17 protein-coding genes and 1 pseudogene are annotated in these 23,305 nt (G+C 71.1%); 16 read left to right on the top strand and 2 right to left on the bottom strand.

All coding sequences use genetic code 11. The features are described from left to right. Positions 1-3 precede the first annotated feature (3 nt). The 12 genes and pseudogenes from ligA (at position 4) to OG819_RS04670 (ending at position 13,926) form a co-directional block, all read left to right on the top strand. On the top strand, positions 4-2,199 hold the full coding sequence (gene ligA / locus OG819_RS04725) for an NAD-dependent DNA ligase LigA (RefSeq protein ID WP_266648147.1): 2,196 nt from the start codon (positions 4-6) through the stop codon (positions 2,197-2,199). Positions 2,200-2,459: 260 nt separating this feature from the next. Continuing rightward, complete coding sequence (locus tag OG819_RS04720; protein WP_266648145.1) at positions 2,460-4,706, top strand: bifunctional diguanylate cyclase/phosphodiesterase; 2,247 nt, start codon at positions 2,460-2,462, stop codon at positions 4,704-4,706. Positions 4,707-4,899: 193 nt separating this feature from the next. After that, positions 4,900-5,196 (top strand): Asp-tRNA(Asn)/Glu-tRNA(Gln) amidotransferase subunit GatC, encoded by a 297-nt coding sequence (gene gatC / locus OG819_RS04715; RefSeq protein ID WP_010984178.1) that lies wholly within the window; start codon positions 4,900-4,902, stop codon positions 5,194-5,196. Positions 5,197-5,201: 5 nt separating this feature from the next. Beyond that, positions 5,202-6,707 carry an Asp-tRNA(Asn)/Glu-tRNA(Gln) amidotransferase subunit GatA gene (gene gatA, locus OG819_RS04710; RefSeq protein WP_266628897.1) on the top strand — a complete coding sequence of 502 codons (1,506 nt, stop codon included), beginning with the start codon at positions 5,202-5,204 and terminating at the stop codon, positions 6,705-6,707. Next, positions 6,704-6,946, top strand: a complete 243-nt coding sequence (locus OG819_RS04705; protein ID WP_266431109.1) for a hypothetical protein — start codon at positions 6,704-6,706, stop codon at positions 6,944-6,946. Before gatA ends, OG819_RS04705 begins: the two co-directional genes overlap by 4 nt. A 16-nt stretch (positions 6,947-6,962) precedes the next feature. Then, complete coding sequence (gatB, locus tag OG819_RS04700) at positions 6,963-8,480, top strand: Asp-tRNA(Asn)/Glu-tRNA(Gln) amidotransferase subunit GatB (RefSeq protein ID WP_266648144.1); 1,518 nt, start codon at positions 6,963-6,965, stop codon at positions 8,478-8,480. Positions 8,481-8,520: 40 nt separating this feature from the next. After that, positions 8,521-8,835, top strand: a complete 315-nt coding sequence (locus OG819_RS04695) for a hypothetical protein (RefSeq protein WP_266635188.1) — start codon at positions 8,521-8,523, stop codon at positions 8,833-8,835. After that, positions 8,813-9,379 carry a GNAT family N-acetyltransferase gene (locus OG819_RS04690; protein WP_266628901.1) on the top strand — a complete coding sequence of 189 codons (567 nt, stop codon included), beginning with the start codon at positions 8,813-8,815 and terminating at the stop codon, positions 9,377-9,379. The genes OG819_RS04695 and OG819_RS04690 overlap by 23 nt, the downstream gene beginning before the upstream one ends. A 64-nt stretch (positions 9,380-9,443) precedes the next feature. Next, positions 9,444-10,040 (top strand): hypothetical protein, encoded by a 597-nt coding sequence (locus tag OG819_RS04685; RefSeq protein ID WP_266431104.1) that lies wholly within the window; start codon positions 9,444-9,446, stop codon positions 10,038-10,040. Positions 10,041-10,238: 198 nt separating this feature from the next. Further along, a complete protein-coding gene (locus tag OG819_RS04680) occupies positions 10,239-10,424 on the top strand; it encodes a hypothetical protein (protein ID WP_266628905.1) in 186 nt (61 codons plus the stop codon). A gap of 131 nt (positions 10,425-10,555) precedes the next feature. Continuing rightward, positions 10,556-13,639: a helix-turn-helix transcriptional regulator gene (locus tag OG819_RS04675; protein ID WP_266652569.1), complete on the top strand. Its 3,084-nt coding sequence runs from the start codon at positions 10,556-10,558 to the stop codon at positions 13,637-13,639. Positions 13,640-13,677: 38 nt separating this feature from the next. Further along, a pseudogene (locus tag OG819_RS04670) lies at positions 13,678-13,926 on the top strand (DUF6191 domain-containing protein). Positions 13,927-13,936: 10 nt separating this feature from the next. On the opposite strand, the gene OG819_RS04665 reads toward OG819_RS04670, so the two are convergent. Continuing rightward, complete coding sequence (locus OG819_RS04665; protein ID WP_266648141.1) at positions 13,937-15,085, bottom strand: PQQ-dependent sugar dehydrogenase; 1,149 nt, start codon at positions 15,083-15,085, stop codon at positions 13,937-13,939. Between the two features lie 114 nt (positions 15,086-15,199). Further along, positions 15,200-16,207, bottom strand: coding sequence for an aldo/keto reductase (locus OG819_RS04660; protein ID WP_266648139.1), 1,008 nt, complete (start codon positions 16,205-16,207; stop codon positions 15,200-15,202). Positions 16,208-16,283: 76 nt separating this feature from the next. Here OG819_RS04660 and OG819_RS04655 point away from each other — a divergent pair, with 76 nt between their 5' ends. The 4 genes from OG819_RS04655 (at position 16,284) to ilvN (ending at position 23,272) form a co-directional block, all read left to right on the top strand. Further along, positions 16,284-17,225, top strand: coding sequence for a 2-hydroxyacid dehydrogenase (locus OG819_RS04655; protein WP_266648138.1), 942 nt, complete (start codon positions 16,284-16,286; stop codon positions 17,223-17,225). A 416-nt stretch (positions 17,226-17,641) separates the two neighbouring features. Next, positions 17,642-20,635 carry an EAL domain-containing protein gene (locus OG819_RS04650; RefSeq protein WP_266652567.1) on the top strand — a complete coding sequence of 998 codons (2,994 nt, stop codon included), beginning with the start codon at positions 17,642-17,644 and terminating at the stop codon, positions 20,633-20,635. A 226-nt stretch (positions 20,636-20,861) separates the two neighbouring features. Further along, positions 20,862-22,718 carry an acetolactate synthase large subunit gene (locus OG819_RS04645; protein ID WP_266628913.1) on the top strand — a complete coding sequence of 619 codons (1,857 nt, stop codon included), beginning with the start codon at positions 20,862-20,864 and terminating at the stop codon, positions 22,716-22,718. A 26-nt stretch (positions 22,719-22,744) separates the two neighbouring features. Next, positions 22,745-23,272 (top strand): acetolactate synthase small subunit, encoded by a 528-nt coding sequence (ilvN, locus tag OG819_RS04640; protein ID WP_266628915.1) that lies wholly within the window; start codon positions 22,745-22,747, stop codon positions 23,270-23,272. Positions 23,273-23,305 lie beyond the last annotated feature (33 nt).

Genomic DNA, 23,305 nt, shown 5'->3' with positions numbered 1-23,305 from the left:
ACGGTGGCCGGCGACAAGGACGCACAGCCCAATTCCCTGCCCGCCGAGGCACGGGAGCAGCACGGGCAGCTCGCTGAGCAGATCGAGGAGCACCGCTTCCGGTACTACGTGAAGGACCAGCCGGTCGTCAGCGACACGGAGTTCGACCAGCTGCTGCGCTCGCTGGAGGCCCTGGAGGAGCGGTATCCCGAGCTGCGCACCCCCGACTCCCCGACCCAGAAGGTCGCGGGCGCGTACGAGACCGAGTTCACCTCCGTCCAGCACCGCTCGCGCATGCTCTCGCTGGACAACGCCTTCAGCGACCTGGAGCTGGCGGCCTGGGCCGAGCGGGTCGCCAAGGACGTGGGCACCTCGGAGTACCACTTCCTGTGCGAGCTGAAGGTCGACGGCCTCGCGGTCAACCTGACGTACGAGCACGGCCGCCTCACCCGCGCCGCGACCCGTGGCGACGGCCGCACGGGCGAGGACATCACGCCCAATGTGCGCACGATCGCGGACATTCCGGACCGTCTCCACGGCGACCGCGTCCCGGATCTGGTGGAGATCCGCGGCGAGGTCTACTTCCCGATGGAGAAGTTCGAGGAGCTCAACGCCCGCCTGGTGGAGGCCGGCGACAAGCCCTTCGCCAACGCGCGCAACGCGGCGGCGGGTTCACTGCGCCAGAAGGACCCCCGGGTCACCGCGAGCCGCCCCCTGCACATGGTGGTCCACGGAATCGGCGCCCTGGAGGGCTTCGAGAGCCTCACCCGCCTCTCCCAGGCCTACGAGATGCTGCACTCCTGGGGCCTGCCGACCACGCGGTACGCGAAGGTGGTCGACGACCTCGACGGAGTACGGGAGTTCATCACGTACTACGGCGAGAACCGCCACTCCGTGGAGCACGAGATCGACGGAGTCGTCGTCAAGGTCGACGAGATCCCGCTCCAGGGCCGCCTCGGCTCCACCTCGCGCGCGCCCCGCTGGGCCCTCGCCTGGAAGTACGCGCCCGAGGAGGTCAACACCAAGCTCATCAACATCCGGGTCGGCGTCGGCCGCACCGGCCGCGTCACGCCGTACGCGCAGGTCGAGCCGGTCACGGTCGCGGGCTCGGAGGTCGAGTTCGCCACCCTGCACAACCAGGACGTGGTGAAGGCCAAGGGTGTCCTCATCGGGGACACGGTGGTGCTGCGCAAGGCCGGTGACGTCATCCCGGAGATCCTCGGCCCGGTCGTCGACCTGCGGGACGGCAGTGAGCGCGAGTTCGTGATGCCCGCCGAGTGCCCCGAGTGCGGTACGCCGCTGCGGCCGATGAAGGAGGGCGACGTCGACCTGCGCTGCCCGAACGCACGCTCGTGCCCGGCCCAGTTGCGTGAGCGGCTCTTCTACCTCGCGGGCCGCAAGGCACTCGACATCGAGCAGTTCGGGTACGTGGCGGCGGCGGCCCTCACCAAGCCGCTGGAGCCGGCCGAGCCGCCGCTGGCCGACGAGGGCGACCTCTTCGACCTCACCATCGAGCGGCTGCTGCCCATCAAGGCCTATGTCCTCGACCAGGACAGCGGCCTGCCCAAGCGCGACCCGAAGACCGGCGAGGAGAAGATCGCCACGGTCTTCGCCAACCAGCAGGGCGAGCCCAAGAAGAACGCGATCGCGATGCTGGAAAACATCGCGGCGGCCAAGGAGCGGCCACTCGCCCGGATCCTGACCGGTCTGTCGATCCGTCATGTCGGGCCGGTCGCGGCGGAGGCGCTGGCACGCGAGTTCCGCTCCATCGACCGGATCGACCAGGCCACCGAGGAGGAGCTCGCCACCACCGAGGGAGTCGGCCCGATCATCGCGGCCTCGCTCAAGGAGTGGTTCGCGGAGGACTGGCACCGCGAGATCCTGCGCAAGTGGCGGGCGGCGGGCGTCCGTACGGAGGACGAGGGCTCCGGCGAGGACGAGGGCCCCCGGCCACTCGAAGGACTCACCGTCGTCGTCACCGGCACGCTCGAACACCACACGCGGGACGGCGCCAAGGAGGCCCTGCAGAGCCGGGGAGCGAAGGTGACCGGTTCGGTCTCGAAGAAGACGTCTTTCGTGGTGGTGGGCGACAATCCAGGCACGAAGTACGACAAGGCGATGCAGCTGAAGGTGCCGGTTCTGAACGAGGAGGGCTTCGCCGTCCTACTCGAACAGGGACCGGAGGCCGCCGCGGAAGTCGCCCTTCCGACCGAGGAGTAGCGGTTGAAGGCCACCCGTTCGGCGCATATCAGATGCATACGGGTGGCCGGGTCGCATTCGGGCAACCGTCGTCGACCGCTGCCCGTAGAAGCCTTCTGCGGCCTACTGTTGAGGTGTGCGCCTGCCGTGCCCAGCTGCGGTTGGGGCATCCCCTGCTCCGCAAGAGTCTGGGGAAGGGTTTTCAGACGCGGTGCCGTTGGCAGTTGTCGCCGGCAACGGGCCGCGTGGCGTGGGCACCGCCGGCTGTGAGAGGGACGGGAATGGAACCGACCGAGAGCGCCGCCCCGGACTCACGGCTGCGCCTGCGCCGGATGACCGGCGCGTGGATGGCCGGACTCCGGACGGGGCGTTCGTCGGAGCGCCTCGGCACGGGCGGGCAGGGCTCCGCGCCACCCCTCACCGTAACCGCCCCCGCCCCGGGTGTCGGCCGACTCACCGCCGAGCGCGGCGGCGGCCTGTCCGGTCACGATCCCGAACGGCACACCTCCTGGCCCACGCTGCCCGCCGCGGTCGTCGGGGTGGCCGCGTTCGTTCTCGGCGGCGGCTTCTACCGGGCGTTCGGCGGCCACCACGCGCTCTTCCCGTCCGGCGCGGTCGGCTGGTCGCTGGCGGTACTGACCGGCGTCATCGTCGGCCATCTGGTCGCCCTCGGCCGCGCCCGCTGGTGGGGCGGCACGGGCTCCGGCGCCGCGCTGACACTCGCGGTCCTGCTGCTGTACGGCTGGGTGGCCGCCGGGATGGTCAGCCTGACCGTCGTCGTGCTGGTCGGCGCCGCGCGCCGAGGCCGCTGGCGCCAGGGGGTGTTGCACGGCGCGGTCGACATCCTCGGCATCGGCGCCGGAGCGCTGGTCCTCGCCATGTTCGGACGGGTGCCGTCCGTGGAGGCGCCCTGGAACCCGGAGAGCTGGAACTTCTACGCCGCACCCGAGGTGGTGCTGGTCGCGACCGCCTATCTCGCGGTCACCCGCGTCCTGCTCTGGTACCTGCACGCGTCGGGCACCGCCGGTCTGCCGACCGCCACCCGTACGGCGCTGGTCAGGCAGGGCCTTGTCGCCGTCGCGCTGCTCGGTATCGCACCGCTGATCTGTGTGGTCGCGGTCGCGCAGCCGATGCTGCTGCCGCTGTTCTCGATCCCCCTCATCGCGCTCGACTCCACCCTGTGGATCGCCCGGGTCCGGGCCGAGGAGCAACTGCGCGATCCGCTGACCGGGCTGCCCAACCGCCAGTGGCTGCTCGAACGGACCTGGACGGCCCTGGACGATGCCGAGCGCATCGGTGCGCGTTCCGCCCTGATGCTGATAGACCTCGACCGCTTCCGTTCTGTGAACGACACGTTGGGGCACCTCGCCGGTGACCGACTGCTCCTCCAGATAGCCGACCGGCTGCGGCTGGCGCTGCCGCGCGGGGCGGAGGCCGCGCGGCTGGGCGGAGACGAGTTCGCCGTGTTACTGCCCGTCGCCGACTCCACCACGTCGGCCACGCGGGTCGCCCGCACTCTCGTCGCCGCCCTCGGCTCACCGCTCGACCTCGACGGACTCACCCTCGTCCTGGAGGCCAGCGCCGGGCTCGCCGTCTTCCCCGATCACGCGCTCGACGCGGAGGGGTTGCTGCGGCGGGCGGACGTGGCGATGTACCAGGCGAAGCGGGACCGTACGGGGGTGGAGGTGTACGAGTCCAAGCGGGACTCGAACACACCGGACCGGCTCGGTCTGCTCGGGGACCTGCGCCGGGCGCTGGACGCCGGTGACGTGGAACTGCACTACCAGCCCAAGGTCCGCTTCGACGGACAGGTGGCCGGACTCGAGGCGCTGGTGCGCTGGGTGCATCCCGAGCGGGGGAGGGTGCCGCCGGACGAGTTCATCGCGATCGCCGAGTCGTCCGGGCTGATGCCGCACCTCACCGAATACGTGCTCGAGACGGCACTCGCCCAGGTCGCGCGGTGGCGGGCGCAGGGACTGCGCGTACCGGTCGCGGTGAACGTGTCCCCGCGGGACGTCCACATCCCCGGTTTCGCGGGCTCGGTCGCCGCGCGGCTCGCCCGGCACGGGGTCCCCGCGGGGGCGTTGCAACTGGAGATAACGGAGCATGTGCTCCTCGAGGACCCGCAGCGGGCCGCGGACACGCTGGCCGCGCTGACCGCGCACGGCGTGAAGATGTCGCTGGACGACTTCGGCACCGGGTACTCCTCGCTCGTGCATCTGCGGCGGCTGCCGGTGAGCGAGCTGAAGATCGACCGGTCGTTCGTCGCACGGCTCGCCGTGGACAACGAGGACGCGGAGATCGTGCGGTGCACCGTCGATCTCGCGCATTCGCTGGGTCTGCTCGTCGTGGCGGAGGGTGTCGAGGACGACGAGACGTGGGAGCGGTTGCGGGATCTCGGGTGTGACGCGGTGCAGGGGTGGCTGGTCGCGGCGGCGATGCCTCCGGAGGAGGCGACGGCGTGGCTGCTGGCGCGGGGGTCGCGCGGCTGGCAGCGGCCGCGGGCCGCGTTGCCGGCCGCGGAGTAGTTCCGACGGTTCGTGGGGCTTCATCGCAGTCGGCGTCTGTTCGTCCGTTGTGGCTGGTCGCGCGGTTCCCCGCGCCCCTGACGGGGCGCCGCGGTCCCGTCCGCCGGGGGCCGAGGCAAACCTGGGCGCAGGCATCGGCCCCGGACCCATAGGATTGGGCCAAACCACACACTCTCACCCAGAGGATCGCTGCATGCCTGGCATCACGCGCGAGGAGGTCGCCCACCTCGCACGGCTGGCGCGTCTGGAGCTGAAGGCCGAAGAGCTCGACCACTTCGCCGGCCAGCTCGACGACATCATCGGCGCGGTCGCCCGCGTCAGCGAGGTCGCCGACCAAGACGTACCGCCGACCTCTCACCCGCTGCCGCTGACGAACGTCATGCGCGCGGACGAGGTCCGTCCGTCGCTCACCCCCGAGCAGGCGCTCTCCGGCGCCCCGGCCCAGGAGCAGCAGCGTTTCAAGGTGCCGCAGATCCTGGGGGAGGACTAATCACCATGACGGACACCAACGTCAACATCATCAAGCTGACGGCGGCCGAGATCGCCGCGAAGATCGCCGCGGGCGAGCTCACGGCCGTCGAGGTCACCGAGGCACACCTCGCCCGGATCGACGCCGTCGACGAGAAGGTGCACGCCTTCCTGCACGTCGACCGCGAGGGCGCGCTCGCGCAGGCCCGCGCCGTGGACGCGAAGCGGGAGCGGGGCGAGAAGCTCGGCCCCCTCGCGGGCGTGCCGCTCGCGCTCAAGGACATCTTCACCACCGAGGGCATCCCGACGACCGTCGGTTCGAAGATCCTCGAGGGCTGGATCCCGCCGTACGACGCGACCCTCACCAAGAGGCTGAAGGCCGCCGACGTCGTCATCCTCGGCAAGACCAACATGGACGAGTTCGCCATGGGGTCCTCCACCGAGAACAGCGCGTACGGCCACACCGGCAACCCCTGGGACCTCACCCGTATCCCGGGCGGCTCCGGCGGCGGGTCGAGCGCCGCGCTCGCCTCCTTCGAGGCCCCGCTCGCCATCGGCACGGACACCGGCGGCTCCATCCGCCAGCCCGCCGCCGTCACCGGCACGGTCGGCGTCAAGCCGACGTACGGCGGGGTGTCGCGCTATGGCATGGTCGCGTTCTCGTCCTCCCTCGACCAGGGCGGTCCCTGCGCCCGTACGGTCCTGGACGCCGCGCTGCTGCACGAGGTCATCGCGGGCCACGACCCGCTCGACTCCACCTCCATCGACGCCCCGGTCCCGCCGGTCGTCGAGGCGGCCCGCAACGGCTCGGTCGCCGGCATGCGCGTCGGTGTCGTCAAGCAGTTCCGCGGCGAGGGTTACCAGGCCGGCGTCGTGCAGCGGTTCGACGAGGCCGTCACTCTGCTGGGGGAGCTCGGCGCCGAGATCGTCGAGCTGGACTGCCCGTCCTTCGACCTGGCGCTGGCGGCGTACTACCTGATCGCGCCGTCCGAGTGTTCGAGCAACCTCGCCCGCTTCGACGCCATGCGTTACGGCCTGCGGGTCGGCGACGACGGCACGAAGTCGGCCGAGGAGGTCACCTCCCTCACCCGTGAGGCGGGCTTCGGCCCCGAGGTCAAGCGCCGCATCATGCTCGGCACGTACGCGCTCAGCTCCGGCTACTACGACGCGTACTACGGCAGCGCCCAGAAGGTCCGTACGCTCATCACGCGCGACTTCGAGAAGTCGTTCGAGAAGGTCGACGTCATCGTCTCGCCGACCACGCCGACCACCGCCTTCCCGATCGGCGAGCGCGCCGACGACCCGATGGCGATGTACCTCGCGGACCTGTGCACCATCCCGACCAACCTGGCGGGCAACGCCGCCATGTCGCTGCCCTGCGGTCTGGCCCCGGAGGACAACCTGCCGGTCGGTCTGCAGATCATCGCCCCCGCGATGAAGGACGACAGGCTTTACAAGGTCGGCGCCGCGGTCGAGGCCGCCTTCGTGGAAAAGTGGGGGCACCCGCTGCTCGAGGAGGCTCCGTCGCTGTGAGTAAGGCTCTGTCCAAGGCCAAGGGCTTCAAGAAGTCCAAGTCCGGCACGTACCTGTCCATCGCGACCACCGCGTTCGGTGCCGTCGGCGTCGCCAAGCAGGCCAAGAAGGCCCGCACGGAACACGACACGCTGCGCCTCATCGACGCGGCCGTGTCCGCCGCCGCCATCGTCACCGGCCTCGCCATCCTCTACCGGGAGCTCAGGCGCCTGGGCGACGACGACGTCCTGCTGGGCTGAGAGGGAAGTTTTCACCGTGACCACCACGACCGACGAGCTGGTGTCGTACGAGGACGCTCTCGCGACGTACGACCCCGTCATGGGCCTCGAGGTCCATGTCGAGCTCGGCACCAAGACCAAGATGTTCTGCGGGTGTTCCACCGAGCTGGGCGCCGCGCCCAACTCGCAGACCTGCCCGACCTGCCTCGGCATGCCCGGCTCGCTGCCCGTCGTCAACGCGACCGGCGTCGAGTCCGCCATCAAGATCGGCCTCGCGCTGCACTGCGAGATCGCCGAGTGGTGCCGCTTCGCCCGGAAGAACTACTTCTATCCGGACATGCCGAAGAACTTCCAGACCTCCCAGTACGACGAGCCGATCGCCTTCAACGGCTACCTCGACGTACAGCTGGAGGACGGCGAGGTCTTCCGCGTGGAGATCGAGCGCGCCCACATGGAGGAGGACACCGGCAAGTCCACCCACGTGGGTGGCGCGACCGGCCGTATCCACGGCGCCTCGCACTCCCTGCTCGACTACAACCGCGCGGGCATCCCCCTCATCGAGATCGTCACCAAGCCGATCGAGGGCGCGGGCGAGCGCGCTCCCGAGGTCGCCAAGGCGTACGTCGCCGAGCTGCGCGAGCTCATCAAGGCGCTCGGCGTCTCCGAGGCCCGCATGGAGCAGGGCCAGATGCGCTGCGACGTGAACCTGTCGCTGCGCCCGCACGGCCGCGAGAAGTTCGGCACGCGCTCCGAGACGAAGAACGTCAACTCGCTGCGTTCCGTGGAGCGTGCGGCCCGCTTCGAGATCCAGCGGCACGCCGCAGTCCTCAACGCCGGCGGCACGATCATCCAGGAGACCCGCCACTTCCACGAGGACACCGGGTCCACGACCTCGGGCCGCGTGAAGGAAGAGGCCGAGGACTACCGGTACTTCCCGGAGCCCGACCTCGTTCCGGTCGCCCCGTCCCGTGAGTGGGTCGAGGAGCTGCGCGCGGGCCTGCCCGAGCAGCCGCTCGCGCGTCGCAACCGACTCCGTGAGGAGTGGGGTGTCTCGGCGCACGACATGCAGTCGATCCTGAACGCCGGTGCCATCGACCCGATCGTCGCCACGATCGAGGCCGGTGCGGACGCGGCGTCCGCCCGCAAGTGGTGGATGGGCGAACTGGCGCGCAGCGCCAACGAGTCGGGCAAGGCCCTGGAGGACCTGCCCATCACCCCGGCGCAGGTCGCCCGGGTGGCGCAGCTCGTCGCCTCGGGTGACCTGAACGACAAGCTCGCCCGTCAGGTCATCGAGGGTGTGCTCGCGGGCGAGGGCACCCCGGACGAGGTCGTCGACAAGCGCGGTCTGAAGGTCGTCTCGGACGAGGGCGCGTTGACCGCCGCCGTGGACGAGGCCATCGCCGGCAACCCGGGCGTCGCGGACAAGATCCGCGGCGGCAAGGTGGCGGCGGCCGGTGCCCTGGTCGGCGCGGTCATGAAGGCCACCCGCGGCCAGGCCGACGCGGCCCGCGTCAAGGAACTCATCCTGGAGAAGCTGGGCGTCAGCGAGGGCTGAGTACGAGTAAGTACCCACCTAGGGGGATGCATCGATTCCGATGCATCCCCCTAGGCATGTCCGTGGGTCACCTGCCGACGACAGCGACACCGTCGTCCGGCACACCACCGTCCGCATCCCCCTGCCCGGCATGCTCATCCTGCGGCACGGGGGGCGACATCGCGCACCTCACCGTCGTACCGGGCTCCGTGCCGCAGTCGCAGACCGGCGGCTGCCGCGCATCGGCATCGAACCGCCCGAGTGCCGCGCCACCCATGAGACGCTGGCCGCTGCGACGGACGCCGAGGTGGCGGACGTACTGGAGGACGAGCGGGAGAAGGAGCGGCAGCAGGATGTACGCGATATCCCTGGGTGACGACGGCGCGGAACTGCGGCCCCTGGAGCCCTGGCACGCGGAGGAGTTCCTCGCGCACCTCGACCGGGGGAGGGAGTTCATCGGGCAGTACATCCCCTTCGGATCCAAGGCCACGGACGTGCCCTCCGCGCGGGAGACACTCCAGCGGTACGCCGACATGCGCGCCGCCGACACCGGGTCCCTGCACGGCCTGTGGCTGGAGGGGAAGCTCGTGGGCGGGGTGCTCTTGCTGAATTTCGACGCCGAGCACGGCAACTGCGAGGTCGGCTGCTGGCTGGAACCCCACGGCACCGGACGCGGTCTGGTCACCCGGGCGATGCGGATCCTCATCGACTGGGCGGTCGAGGAGCGCGGGATCCATCGTGTGGAGTGGATCGCCGCCTCGGCGAACGAGCCGAGCGTGAACGGCGCCCGGCGGCTCGGGATGACCCGGGACGCGGTGCTGCGGGAGAGCTACCCCCACCGGGGCGTACGCCTCGACATGGAGGTCTGGTCGGTGCTCGCGCCCGAGTGGCGGGCGGCACGCGCGCGTGAGCAACGATGATCTTGGCCGCCGCTCACAACGATCATTAAGAGACTTCTCAGACTCCGTCCGTACGGTGCGGGTCATGGGAACCAAGACAGTTGACGAAGCCGTGGACGCGAACGGCACCGAGGCAAAGAGCGACGAGGAGACCGTGAACGCCACCAAGACCGACGAGGCGCCGGACGCCGAGGTCGAGGAGACCGGCGACACCGAGACCGAGGACCAGGACGACCTCGACGCCGAGGCCCTGGAGGGCGAGGACGCCCCCGAGGCCGAGAAGGGCACCCCCGGCGTCGGCCAGGGCGCCGCCGCCGTCGTCTCCGCCGGCCTTGGCATCGTGTCCCTCACCGGCAGCTGGGTCGCCACCGTGGCCGCCGCCCGCGAGACCCTCGTCGGCCAGCTGGGGACCTCCTCGACCGCGAGCGTCGCCAAGCAGGTCAAGGAGGTCTACGGCGACGCGTGGGCGACCACCGCGCTGGTCGGCGGCCTCTTCGCGCTGGCCGCGCTGATCGTCGGCGTCGTCGTCCTGGTGCGGCCCGCCTTCGGGGCCCCCGGCAAGCCGCAGGCCGCCTGGATCAAGTCGGTCGCCTGGGCGGGCGTCTCGCTCGGCGTCATCGGCCTGGTCCTCGCCGTCGCCAAGTACTCCGACATCATTCTCGGACTGCCCTCCACCAGCTGAATCCCCGGCTGAATTCCCGGCTGGATCTCCGTACCTCTGAGGGGCCTTAGGGCCGGCGTAAGTCACTTACGGCCGCTCTAAGGCCCTTCGCGTGCGCAAGATGCGGAACTCTCCCGATGTGCCGCACCCCCCTGGGAGACGAAGGTTGAGGCATCGCGGGAAGCGATGACGAAACCGACTCCTCACGAGGGACACGACATGTTCGAGTACGAGCTCCAGCAGATCCGATCCGACGAGCTGATCCGCGAGGCGCACAACCACCGTCAGGCGCAGGAAGCCCTCCGTGGCCGCCGCGCCGCCGCGCGTGAGTCCGGGCAGAACGACCCGGAGGGGAAGGCGCATAGCCCGCGTCCCCGCCGGCACCGGTTCGCCCGCGCCGCATGAACGCGGGGGCGGGGGGCGGCCGTACGGGGGTCGGCCGCCTCCCCGCGAGCGGGGCGGCGGTCGCCCGTCACACGAAGGGGGCGGCGGCGGCCCGCTCGATAACCAGTGCCGCGGTGTCAGACCCCTGTGCGATGCTCGGGCCCGTGGAAACCAGGTCCGTCAGCCCCGTGTTCGTCGGCCGCACCGACGAACTCGGCATCCTGCACGACGCGCTCGCCCGTACGGTCACGGGGAGTACCTCCCAGGCGTTCAGCACGGGGGGAGAGCCACAGGCGTTGCTGCTGGGTGGTGAGGCCGGAGTCGGAAAGACCCGCCTGCTCGAGGAGTTCGCCACCGCGGCCGTCCGCGAGGGCGCCGTCTTCGTGTGCGGCGGCTGTGTGGAGATCGGCGCCGACGGACTGCCCTTTGCCCCGTTCTCCACCGCCCTGCGCGCGCTGCGCCGACTGCTCCCCGACGAGCTCGCCGCGGCGGCCGCCGGACAGGAGGAGGAGCTGGCCCGGCTGCTGCCCGAGCTGGGCGAGACCGGCCGCGGCGGGCGCCCCGACGAGGAGGGCATGGCCCGCCTCTTCGAGCTCACCGCCCGTCTCCTGGAGCGCGTCGCCGCCGACCGCACCGTCGTCGTCGCCCTCGAAGACCTGCACTGGGCCGACGCCTCCACCCGCCACCTGCTGGCCTACCTCTTCCGCACCCTGCGCAGCGGCCGCCTCATCGTCATCGCCACCTACCGCGCCGACGACATCCACCGCCGCCACCCCCTGCGCCCCCTGCTGGCCGAACTCGACCGCCTCCGCACGGTCCGCCGCATCGAACTCGGCCGCTTCAGCCGCGCCGAGGTCGGCCGTCAGATCGCCGGCATCCTCGCCCACGAACCCGACCCCGCCCAGGTCGACGACATCTTCGAACGCTCCGACGGCAACGCCTTCTTCGTCGAGGAGCTCGCCGTCGCCGCCCACCAGGGCTGCCGCACCGGGCTCACCGACTCCCTGCGCGACCTGCTCCTCGTCCGCGTCGAGGGCCTCCCCGAGAGCGCCCAGCGCATCGCCCGGATCGTCGCCGAGGGCGGCTCCACCGTCGAGTACCCGCTGCTGGCCGCCGTCGCCCGGCTCGCCGAGGACGACCTCATCGAGGCGCTGCGCGCCGCCGTCGGCGCCAACATCCTGCTCGCCTCGCCCGGCGGCGACGGCTACCGCTTCCGCCACTCCCTGGTCCGCGAGGCCGTCAGCGACGACCTGCTGCCCGGTGAGCGCTCCCGGTTCAACCGCCGCTACGCTGAGGCCCTGGAGGCCGACCCCACGCTCGTCCCGGCCGACGAGCGCGCCACCCGCCTGGCCAGCTACTGGTACCACGCGCACGACGCGGCCAAGGCCCTCCCCGCCGTCCTCGACGCCTCCGTCGCGGCCCGCCGCCGCCACGCCCACTCCGAGCAACTCAGCCTCCTGGAGCGGGCGATGGAGCTGTGGGAGGCCACCCCCGAAGCCGTACGGGACGAACTGCGCCCCATCGACTACGTGGAGGTCTTCCCTCCCTGTGGCTGCGACCCGGAAACCACCCCCCTGCGCTATCTCGACCTGATGGCCGAGGCAGCCGTCGCGGGCCGGCTGTGCGGGGAGCGCGAGCGTGCCCTGAAGATCACCAAGCGGGCGCTGCGTGTCTTGGAGGGCGAGGACGACCCCCTGCGCGCCGCCTGGTTCTGGATCCAGCGCTCCCGTCTGGTGCAGGCACAGGCCCGCGGGGACGGCTGGGCGGAACTCGCCACCGCCCAGGACCTGGTGCGCGGCCTGCCGCCGTCGGAGGTGCACGCCGAGGTGCTCTCCATGGTCGCCGCCTGGTGCATGCTGCACGAACCGGGCCCCGGCGTCTTCTCGGCCGCCGAGCGCGCCGTGGAGTACGCGCGCATGGTGGGCGCCCGGGACATCGAGCTGAACGCCCGGATCACGCTCGGCGGCCTCATGGTCGACGCGGGCGACGTGGAGGCGGGCATCGCGGAGATGTACGAGGTCAAGGAGCGGGTGCTCCGGCACACCACGACCATGGTCACAGGGCGCGTCCACATCAACCTGCCGTCCGCCCTGGAGTCCGTGGGCCGGTCCCGGGAAGCGGTGACGGTCCTGCGCGAGGGCATCGAACTCGCCCGGAAGGCCGGGCTGTTGGACACCGAGGCCTGGGCATGGGGGAATCTCTCGGAGTCGCTCTACGCGCTCGGCCAGTGGGACGAGGCCGTCGAAGCCGCGCGCAACGCGCTGGGTGTCGGGCTCAGCGGCAAGCCCTCCGGCAGCGGTGCCATGCGCCTCGCGCTTCTCGCGCGCGCCCGCGGTGACCTCGCCGAGGCCGCACGTCAACTCGCCGCCGCCCGTGCCCACTTCGGCACCCATGACCCCATGCCGCAGTACTCGCTGCCCCTGGTCCACACCGCGATCGGCATCGCCGCCGGAGAGGGACGCCTCCTCGACGCCCGCGCCGCCCTGGTGGACACCCTCGACGCGGGCTTCCCGCCCGGCACCCAGCGCGACGGCTGGCCGCTGCTGCTCGCCGCCGCCACAGCGGAGGCCGACGCCCGCGGACTGCCCGTCGCAGAGGCGGGCCGCGCCGAGATACTGGAGCGGCTGCGCAAGGCCGCCAAGTCCCTGGCCACCGGAGCGCCCGTCTGGCTCGCCCACGAACAGTGGGTACGCGCCGAACTCCGCCGCGCCGAGGGCACGGCAGACCCGCACGAGTGGTCCGAGGCGGTCACCGCCTTCGAACCGCTGGAGCGCCCCTACGACCTCGCCCGTGTCCGTCACCGCCTCGCCGAGTCCCTGCTGATCTCGGGAGCGGACGAGGACGACCGGGCCCGCGCCACGGAGCTGCTGCGGCTGGCCGGGGCGGCGGCCGATCACCTCGGCGCCCGCCCGCTCGCCGACGCCGTGGCGCTCCTCGCGCAGCGGGCCCGCCTCGCCCTGGGCCGCGTTCCCGAGCCGTCGGCCCCGGCTTCCGCCGACCCGGCAGAGGCCCTCGGCCTCACCAGCCGTGAGCGCGACGTCCTGCGCCTCGTCGCCGCCGGCCGCAGCAACCGCCAGATCGCCGAGGAACTGTTCATCTCCCCGAAGACCGCCAGCGTCCATGTCTCGAACATCCTGGCCAAGCTGGACGTCTCGGGCCGGGGGGAGGCAGCGGCGCTGGCGCATCGGCTGCGCCTGTTCCCCCAGGAGACCCCCACTGCCCGGACGGCGGGCTGAGGCATAGGCTGGCGGGGACCCGGGCCGAGGGAGGCGCCGTGTTCAACATGTTCGAGTAGCTCTTCGCACCAGGCCGCAAGCACACCGACGACGAACGCAGGCGGCTCGAACTGAGCCGCGTGGACCTGAACGACGGTGACCCGGGCCGCGGCCCCATAGACCTGTCCTCCGGCAAGGTGGTCGTACGGCTGCCCAAGCAGGCGGAGGGCCGGGAGCGAGAGCAGGAGCAGGACGCCGGGCAGGCCGACACGGGGGAGGCGCCCGTGCCGGAGCCGGACGGGTCCTGAGGCCGGGCGGCTACTTCACCTCCAGCTCCAGAATCCTGTCGTCGCCCTTCCCGGGGCTGCCGCGGCCGTCCGTCTCGCTCGTCACGAGCCAGAGCTTGTCGCCGCCCGCCGGGACCACCGTGCGCAACCGGCCGTACTCGCCCTTCAGGAAGGCCTGCGGTGCGGCGGCGGCCTCCGTGCCCTTCAACGGGATGCGCCACAGACGTTGGCCGCGCAGACCCGCCATCCAGAGGGAGCCCTCGGCGTAGGCGATACCGCTCGGGGAGGCCTGGTCCGTGTGCCACTGGGCGATCGGGTTGTGGTACTTGGGGTCGTCGCTCTTGCCCTCCACCATCGGCCAGCCGTAGTTGTCGCCCGGCTTGATCTGGTTCAGCTCGTCCCAGGTGTCCTGGCCGAACTCGGACGCCCACAGCCGCTGCTTGTCGTCCCAGGCGAGGCCCTGGACGTTGCGATGGCCGTACGAGTAGACCACCGAGTTGTCGAAGGGGTTGCCGGGCGCCGGATCGCCGTCCGGCGTCATCCGCAGGATCTTGCCGCCCAGCGCCTTCGTTTCCTGGGCCTGCCCCCGGTCACCCGTCTCGCCCGCCCCCGCGTACAGCATCCGGTCCGGACCGAAGGCGATCCGCCCGCCGTTGTGGATCATCCCCTTGGGGATGCCCTTGAAGATCGTGTCCGGCGCCCCGAGCTGCTCGCCGGACGGCTTCTTCTCGTCGTACAGCATGCGGACGATGCGGTTGTCCGAAGCCGTCGTGAAGTACGCGTAGATCATGTGGTCCGAGGCGTACGTGGGGGAGAGCGCGATGCCGAGGAGGCCGCCCTCGCCCGCGGGGGCCACGCCGGGCACCTGGCCCAGTTCGGTCTTCATGCCCGTCTTCTCGTCGACCCGAGTGATCGTGCCCTCGTCCCGCGAGGACACCAGCAGACCGCCCTCGGGCAGCGGCGCCAGGCCCCAGGGCGACTTGAGGTCCTCGGTGACGGTGCGCACCACCTTCACCGAGCCCGTGGCGGGCGCGGCCGTCTCGGTGGCCCGCGGAGCGGACGACGCCCGCGTCCCCGTACCGCTCGACGACGGGCTCGTGCCGCCGATCGGCAGCCCTCCACCATCGGAGGAACAGCCGGCCGTCACCACCAGCGCTACCGCGGCCAACGCGGCCTTCATCACTCGACGTTGCACGATCAGAGGTCCCTTCGACGCGGCGGTCCTACTGTTCATACACCGCGCGAGTCCCAGGGGTTCCCGATCCCGAACACCCGGTCTCTTCCGAGCGGGGCCTCAGTCCCAGGACCCCCGCGCCGCAGGCAGCCCCGCCACCTCCGCCAGATCCTCCGCCGTCAGCCGCAGCCCCGCCGCCCCCGCGTTCTCCGTGACCCACCGTTCCCGCTTGGCCCCCGGCACCGGGACCACGTGCCGCCCCTGGGCCAGGACCCAGGCCAGCGCCACCTGGGCCGGTGTGACCGTGTTCCCGAGCCGGCCGTGGCGCCGGGCGATGCGCCGCAGCCCGACGACGATGGGTTGGTTCGCGGCCATCATCTCGGCCGTGAAGCGGGGGTGGCGGGCGCGCAGGTCATCGGGCTCGAACCCCTCGCCGGGGGTGAGCGTGCCGGTCAGGAAGCCGTTGCCGAGGGGCATCGCCGCCAGGAAGCCCACCCCGCGCGCCGCGCACCACGGCAGCAGCGCGTCCAGCGCCTCCGTCGACCACACCGACAGCTCCGCCTCCACCGCGCTCACCGGGAAGACCTGCTGCACCCGCTCCAGCTGCCGGATCGTTCCGTCGTGCAGCCGCGCCCCCGAACGACGGGCGGACCGGGCCCCCACCGCGCACAGCCCGAGCGAGCGCACCTTTCCGGCCGACACCAGGTCCGCCATCGCACCCCACGTCTCCTCGACCGGAACCTCCGGGTCCGCGCGGTGCAACTGGTACAGGTCGATCACATCGGTCTGGAGGCGCCGCAGCGACGCGTCACACGCCCGCCGCACATAGCCGGGACGGCCGTTGGCCACGATGTGCTGCTCGCCCACCAACAGCCCCACCTTCGTCGACACAAAGGCCTCGGAGCGCCGCTCCTTGAGCACCCGCCCCAGGAGCAGCTCATTGGTGAAGGGGCCGTACATGTCGGCCGTGTCGAGCAGCGTCACCCCCTGGTCGAGCGCCGCGTGCACCGCGCGCAGCGACTCCTCACCGCGCTGTCGCGAACCGGTGTAGGCCCAGCTCATCGGCATGCACCCGAGCCCGATCGTCCCCACATCGAGCGTCGCCGCGCCGATCGTCCTGCGCTCCACCTGGCCCTGACCCTCCTCTTTCCGGCACCCCAACCTAACCTCTGCGCGGCCAGGTACCTGGCATAGCCTCCTGACCATGACTTCCGATGTGTGGCTTCCCTTTCACGCCGACGAGATCGAGGGTCTCCCCGAGAGCCTCAGCTATCGCTTCTGGGACGGCGACCAGGAGTTTCCCGCGGATCCCGCGCACTGCGAGTTCTACGTCGTCCCCTATATGAAGGGGCCAGGCGTCGGTCAGCGGCCGCTGGCCGAAATGACCTCGCTGCGGGTCGTGCAGACGCTCTCCGCCGGGGTCGACCACGTCCTGTCGAGTGTGCGGCCCCTGGCCCCGGGCGTGCAGTTGTGCAACGCCCGGGGAGTGCACGAGGCGAGCACCGCCGAGCTCGCGCTCACACTGATCCTCGCGTCGCTGCGGGGCGTCCCCGAGTTCGTACGGGCGCAGGACAAGGGGGAGTGGCGCTCCGGCTTCCATCCGGCGCTGGCCGACAAGTCCGTACTGATCGTGGGCTACGGGTCGATCGGGTCCGCGATCGAGGACCGGCTCGCGCCCTTCGAGGTGGAGCGGGTGGCGCGCGTCGCGCGCTCCGAGCGCACCACGGCGCGCGGTCCGGTGCACCCACTCACGGAACTTCCCGCACTGCTCCCCGAGGCCGACATCGTGGTGCTCGCCACGCCCCTCACCGACAGCACACGGGGCGTGGTGAACGCCGAATTCCTGGCCCGGATGAAGGACGGAGCGCTGCTGGTGAACGTCGCCCGCGGGGCCGTCGTCGACACCAAGGCGCTGCTCGCCGAGCTCGACAGCGGGCGCCTCACCGCGGCCCTCGACGTCACCGACCCGGAGCCGTTGCCCCAGGGACATCCCTTGTGGCAGGCGCCCGGCGTGCTCATCAGCCCCCATGTCGGCGGCCCCACCTCCGCGTTCCTGCCGCGCGCCAAGCGGCTTCTGGTCGCGCAGTTGAATCGTTTCGTGAACCGAGAGCCCCTGGGCAACGTGGTCCTTACGACGGGCGCATAGCCGACTTCGGGCACCCTCCGCAGTCCATCGAATGCGGGTGGTGTCCGTGCCGCCGCTGATCGTCACGGAGCGTAGAGGAACTATGTCCCTGAGTGACGAGACTGGTGTATCGTCCCGACAGGGGCTGCGCCGCGCACCGTTCGGCGCCGGGGATGGACATTCGGACTGCGAGGGGGGCGACGGGCGATGCACGGCCTATGGACCAACGATCCGACGCGGCGGGGCCGCCGACGACCCTGGCGCGCGGCCACGCGCAGACGCGGCCACGGCTGTCATGGTGGTCACGGTGGCCATCACCAGCGCAGGCACAGCGCCCGCAGAAGGCATGCGCACCCCGCGCACATGGGCCAGCGGGACCCCGCGCGGACCGGGTGGGCCCGGTGAGTTCCCCCGGGGCGCTGCTGTCCCGGCGGTCGATGTTCGGCGGTGGGACGGGCCTGATTCCGCAACTCGTGCTGGCCCTGGTGTGCGCGGGATACGCCGTCGGTTCCGCACTCGGCTGGGGCTCTGCGAGCCTCGCGCAGTTCATGGGCGACTTCGGGCTGAGCGCCGCCGCGGGCACCGCGGCGGTCTCCTGCTTCCGCTACGCCCGCAGCCGCCGCAGCCGCTTTCGACCCGCGTGGCTGCTGTTCGCGCTCTCCTCGGCCATGGCCTCGCTGGGCAACGGAGTCTGGGGGTGGTACGAGGTCGTCCTCGACCGCCAGGTCCCGAGCCCCAGCTGCGCCGATCTCTTCTTCCTCTGCTTCGCTCCGCCCGCCATCGTAGGACTGCTCGTGCTAGCCAAGAGGCCCGTGACCAAGGCAGGTTGGATCTGCCTGGCGCTCGACTCCTGGCTGATCGGCGGATCCCTGCTCACGCTGTCCTGGAGTCTCGCGCTCGCCCAGGCGGCGAAGTTCGACGGGCCGAGCGTCGCGCACACCGCGCTCTCGCTGGCGTACCCGCTGCTCGACATCGCCCTGGTCAGCATGGTGCTCGCGCTGCACTTCAGGCGCTCGTCGGTGAACCGCTCCGCGGTGAACACCGCGATCGGCGCGCTCGCCCTGACCGTGATGTGCGACGCCCTGTTCACCTCGCCCCTCCTGCACAACAACTACCACTCCGGGCAGCTCCTCGACGCGGGCTGGTTCGCCGGCTCACTGCTCCTCGCGTACGCCCCCTGGGTCGGTCCCCGGCACGGGCAGCCGGACGCCGTCGGGCACGGCGCGGAGGAGCCCCGTAGGGACAGGCACGCGCGCGTGGTGCACGAGCACATCCCGGGGCCCCGGCAGGCAGGGCGGCCCGAGGAGCGGCAAGGGGGGCGCCAGGGCGGACCGGGGATCCCTCAGGGACCCCAGGAGCCCCAGGAGCCCCAGGACGGAGGCCGCGACCGGTACCCGGCCACCCGTCCGATCGCCGGATCACTGGCCGCGCTCACGCCCTACCTGGCCGCCGCCGTCTGCACGCTGGGCATCCTGTACAACGTCATGAACGGCCGCAGCGTCGACCGCGTCGTGCTCATCACCGCCGGGCTCGTCGTACTCGCCCTCGTGGTGCGCCAGGGCATCATGCTGCTCGACAACATCACCCTCACCCAGGAGCTGGCCCAGCAGGAGAGCCACTTCCGCTCCCTGGTGCAGGGCTCCAGCGACGTCATCATGATCGCCGCACCGAACGGCATCCTGCGGTACGTCAGCCCGGCCGCCGCGGGAGTCTACGGCCGCAACGCCGAGGAGCTCGTCGGCTCCGAGCTCGCCTCCCTCATCCACCCCGAGGACCTCGGCTGTGTGGTGCACGAGGTGCGCCGCTTCCTGGCCGCCAGTCACCTGGAGGAGCCCACCACCCGCATCGAGTGCCGCTTCAAGTCCGGCGACGGCGGCTGGCTCAATGTGGAGTCCACCGTCAACCGACACCACGGCGGCCTCATCTTCAACAGCCGTGACGTGACCGAGCGGGTCCGGCTGCAGGCGCAGCTGCAGCACAACGCCGAGCACGATCCGCTCACCGACCTGCCCAACCGCGCGCTGTTCACCCGGCGCGTCCAGCAGGCCCTGTCCGGCCGCCGCTCCACCGACCGCGGCGCCGCCCTGCGCGGCACGGCCGTCCTCTTCATCGACCTCGACGGCTTCAAGGCCGTCAACGACACGATCGGGCACCAGGCCGGCGACGAGCTCCTCGTCCAGGCCGCCCGCAGACTGCAGGAGTCGGTGCGGCAGGGCGACACCGCCGCCCGCCTCGGCGGCGATGAGTTCGCGGCGCTCATCCTCGGCGACGGCAGCCGCGACCGCGGCGCGCGCGAGCAGCAGATCCTGGAGCTCGCCGACCGGCTGCGGATCAAGCTCTCCCAGCCGTACGCCATCGACGGCAACGATGTCCGGGTCGCCGCGTCCATCGGCGTCGGATTCGCCGAACCCGGCCTGGGCGCGGGGGAGTTGCTGCGCAACGCCGACCTCGCCATGTACCGCGCCAAGGCGGCCGGAAAGGGCCGCGTCGAGCTGTACGCGCCCCAGATGCAGCAGGACGTCGTACGGAAGGCGGAGCTGGCCACCAGGCTGCGCTCCGCCCTCCAGGACGGCGAGTTCGCGCTGCTCCACCAGCCCGTGGTCTGCCTCGGGAATGGCCGGATCGCGACGGTCACCGCCCAGGCCCGCTGGCGCTCCTCCCAAGGGGTGCTCTTCACGCCCGCCGAGTTCCTGCGGGTGGCCGAGGACAGTGACAAGACCGCCGAGCTGGGCCGCTGGATGCTCGAGGAGGCGGTCGAGCAGGCCGCCGAGCGGGCCGCCGTGGGTGTCACCGTGCCCGTCGCCGTGCGGATGAGTGCCCGGCGTCTGCTGGACCGCTCGATGCCTCTCGGCTCCGTGGAGGCCCTGCTGACCCGGCACGGGCTCGCCTCCAGCGCCCTGCTCGTCGAGCTGGCCGACACCGACCCCCGGGTGTCCCTGGATGAGCTGGAGCGGCGGCTGAACGCTCTCAGGCGGCTCGGCGTCCGGATCGCCCTGGACGGATTCGGCAGCGGCTACGCGGCCATCACGGCGCTCAGGAGACTGCCCGTCGACGTACTGAAGCTCGACCGGAGCCTCGTCGAGGGCGTCGTCGAGTCCGCCCGGCTGCACAAAATCACCAGCGGCCTGCTGCGGATCGCCACCGACCTGGGGCTGCAGTCGGTCGCCGACGGCGTGGACCTGCCCGAGCAGGTCGTCGCCCTGCGCGCGATGGGCTGCACACACGGACAGGGCGTGGCCTTCTCCGGGCCGCTCGACGAGTACCGGCTGCGCAGGGCGCTGTCCTGCGGCTACTACCCGGTGCCGCACGGCCCGGCCGAGCCCGCGTTCGCGGGCGGCGGCGCGGGGGTGTATACGGGTGGTGTGCCGGCAGTTTTCGGGAGCGGTACGACCCTCCGCTCACATAATGAGACTCCCGTCCCACCCACTTGACAGTCAGTGCGTGCCGGGGGGAGGGTCAATGCCATGCGCACCCGAATTCTCGTACTTGGAAAGCGCGTCGGCTGAAGCTGGTGACCACCGGACCGACCCGGAACACCCAGCGACCGCACCCGGCGCGCTCCCCTCGCTTGCCTCACGGCACGAGGGGTTTTTTGTTGCACAGGCACCAGTCGTACACCGCACAAAACTCGCAAAAACCCTCAGCATCGAGAAGAGAATGCCGATGACCGAGCAGGCCACCGGGGCCCATCACCCGCAGCCGCGGCCCCGTTCCGGAGGACAGCAGTCCGCCCCCGAGCACGTCACGGGCGCGCAGTCCCTCATCCGCTCGCTTGAGGAGGTCGGGGCCGAGACGGTATTCGGCATTCCCGGCGGCGCGATCCTTCCGGCCTACGACCCGCTGATGGACTCCCAGCGCGTGCGGCACGTGCTGGTGAGGCACGAGCAGGGCGCGGGTCACGCGGCCACCGGTTACGCGCAGGCCACCGGCAAGGTCGGCGTCTGCATGGCGACCAGCGGCCCCGGTGCCACCAACCTGGTGACGCCGATCGCGGACGCGCACATGGACTCGGTGCCGCTCGTGGCGATCACCGGGCAGGTCGCGTCCAAGTCGATCGGCACGGACGCCTTCCAGGAGGCGGACATCGTCGGCATCACCATGCCGATCACCAAGCACAACTTCCTGGTGACCAAGGCCGAGGACATCCCGAGGACGATCGCGGAGGCCTTCCACATCGCCTCCACCGGCCGCCCGGGCCCCGTCGTGGTCGACATCGCCAAGGACGCCCTCCAGGCACAGACCACCTTCCAGTGGCCGCCCACCCAGGACCTGCCCGGCTACCGCCCGGTGACCAAGCCGCACGCCAAGCAGATCCGCGAGGCCGCGAAGCTGATCACCCAGGCCAAGCGGCCCGTCCTGTACGTCGGCGGCGGCGTCGTCAAGGCGCGGGCCACCGCGGAGCTGAAGGTCCTCGCGGAACTCACCGGAGCGCCCGTCACCACCACCCTGATGGCGCTCGGCGCATTCCCCGACAGTCACGAGCTGCACGTGGGAATGCCGGGCATGCACGGTTCGGTCACCGCCGTCACCGCGCTGCAGAAGGCCGACCTGATCGTCGCCCTCGGAGCCCGCTTCGACGACCGCGTCACCGGCAAGCTGGACAGCTTCGCCCCGTACGCCAAGATCGTCCACGCCGATGTCGACCCGGCCGAGATCGGCAAGAACCGCGCCGCGGACGTGCCGATCGTCGGTGACGCCCGCGAGGTCATCGCCGACCTGGTCCAGGCCGTGCAGAAGGAGCACAGCGAGGGGCACACCGGCGACTACACCGCATGGTGGAGGGACCTCAACCGCTGGCGCGAGACCTACCCGCTGGGCTACGAGCAGCCGGACAACGGCTCCCTGTCGCCGCAGCAGGTGATCGAGCGCATCGGGCAGCTCGCCCCGCAGGACACCATCTTCGCGGCGGGCGTCGGCCAGCACCAGATGTGGGCCGCGCACTACATCCAGTACGAGAAGCCCGCCACCTGGCTGAATTCCGGCGGCGCCGGAACGATGGGCTACGCGGTCCCGGCCGCGATGGGCGCCAAGGCCGGTCAGCCGGACAGGACGGTCTGGGCGATCGACGGTGACGGCTGCTTCCAGATGACCAATCAGGAGCTCACCACCTGCGCCCTGAACAACATCCCGATCAAGGTCGCCATCATCAACAACGGTGCCCTCGGGATGATCCGCCAGTGGCAGACCCTCTTCTACAACCAGCGCTACTCCAACAGCGCGCTGCACAGCGGCCCGGACGCGGACCGTGAGCAGCCGAGCGCCGGCACCCGAGTCCCCGACTTCGTGAAGCTGTCGGAGGCCATGGGCTGCTACGCGATCAGGTGTGAGTCGCCGGAGGACCTCGACAAGGTCATCGAAGAGGCGAACTCGATCAACGACCGCCCCGTCGTGGTCGACTTCATCGTTCACGAGGACGCGATGGTGTGGCCGATGGTCGCCGCGGGCACCTCGAACGACGAGGTCATGGCCGCCCGGGACGTCCGCCCCGACTTCGGCGACAACGAAGACGACTGAGACCGAGAGAGAGCCGAGCCCGAACCATGAGTACCAAGCACACCCTCTCCGTCCTCGTCGAGAACAAGCCAGGCGTCCTCGCCCGGATCACCGCCCTGTTCTCCCGCCGCGGTTTCAACATCGACTCGCTCGCCGTCGGTGTCACCGAGCACCCCGACATCTCCCGCATCACCATCGTGGTGAATGTCGAGGACCTGCCGCTCGAACAGGTCACGAAGCAGCTCAACAAGCTCGTCAACGTCCTGAAGATCGTCGAGCTGGAACCCGGCTCGGCGGTGCAGCGCGAACTCGTTCTGGTGAAGGTGCGCGCCGACAACGAGACGCGCTCCCAGATCGTCGAGATCGTCCAACTGTTCCGCGCCAAGACCGTGGACGTCGCCCCGGAGGCCGTCACCATCGAGGCGACCGGCGGCAGCGACAAGCTGGAGGCCATGCTCAAGATGCTGGAGCCGTTCGGCATCAAGGAGCTCGTCCAGTCCGGCACGATCGCGATCGGACGCGGGGCGCGTTCGATCACGGACCGCTCGCTGCGCGCGCTCGACCGATCAGCCTGATCCTTGGTACGGGGCGGTTGGTGATCGCCGGCC

It is taken from the genome of Streptomyces sp. NBC_01549 (assembly GCF_026339955.1).
GTDB lineage: Bacteria > Actinomycetota > Actinomycetes > Streptomycetales > Streptomycetaceae > Streptomyces.
The sequence above is the reverse complement of the archived record's forward strand: the minus strand, read 5'-3'. Positions and strand labels throughout refer to the sequence as shown.

Excerpts from the sequence above, each read along its gene's own strand:
- OG819_RS04680 (WP_266628905.1), top strand. The coding sequence starts at position 10,239 with ATGTTCGAGTACGAGCTCCAGCAGATCCGATCCGACGAGCTGATCCGC.
- OG819_RS04720 (WP_266648145.1), top strand. The coding sequence starts at position 2,460 with ATGGAACCGACCGAGAGCGCCGCCCCGGACTCACGGCTGCGCCTGCGC.
- OG819_RS04665 (WP_266648141.1), bottom strand. The coding sequence starts at position 15,085 with ATGAAGGCCGCGTTGGCCGCGGTAGCGCTGGTGGTGACGGCCGGCTGT.
- OG819_RS04690 (WP_266628901.1), top strand. The coding sequence starts at position 8,813 with ATGTACGCGATATCCCTGGGTGACGACGGCGCGGAACTGCGGCCCCTG.
- ilvN (WP_266628915.1), top strand. The coding sequence starts at position 22,745 with ATGAGTACCAAGCACACCCTCTCCGTCCTCGTCGAGAACAAGCCAGGC.
- gatC (WP_010984178.1), top strand. The coding sequence starts at position 4,900 with ATGCCTGGCATCACGCGCGAGGAGGTCGCCCACCTCGCACGGCTGGCG.
- OG819_RS04655 (WP_266648138.1), top strand. The coding sequence starts at position 16,284 with ATGACTTCCGATGTGTGGCTTCCCTTTCACGCCGACGAGATCGAGGGT.
- OG819_RS04645 (WP_266628913.1), top strand. The coding sequence starts at position 20,862 with ATGCCGATGACCGAGCAGGCCACCGGGGCCCATCACCCGCAGCCGCGG.
- OG819_RS04695 (WP_266635188.1), top strand. The coding sequence starts at position 8,521 with ATGCATCCCCCTAGGCATGTCCGTGGGTCACCTGCCGACGACAGCGAC.
- OG819_RS04675 (WP_266652569.1), top strand. The coding sequence starts at position 10,556 with ATGCTCGGGCCCGTGGAAACCAGGTCCGTCAGCCCCGTGTTCGTCGGC.
- OG819_RS04685 (WP_266431104.1), top strand. The coding sequence starts at position 9,444 with ATGGGAACCAAGACAGTTGACGAAGCCGTGGACGCGAACGGCACCGAG.
- OG819_RS04650 (WP_266652567.1), top strand. The coding sequence starts at position 17,642 with ATGTTCGGCGGTGGGACGGGCCTGATTCCGCAACTCGTGCTGGCCCTG.
- gatA (WP_266628897.1), top strand. The coding sequence starts at position 5,202 with ATGACGGACACCAACGTCAACATCATCAAGCTGACGGCGGCCGAGATC.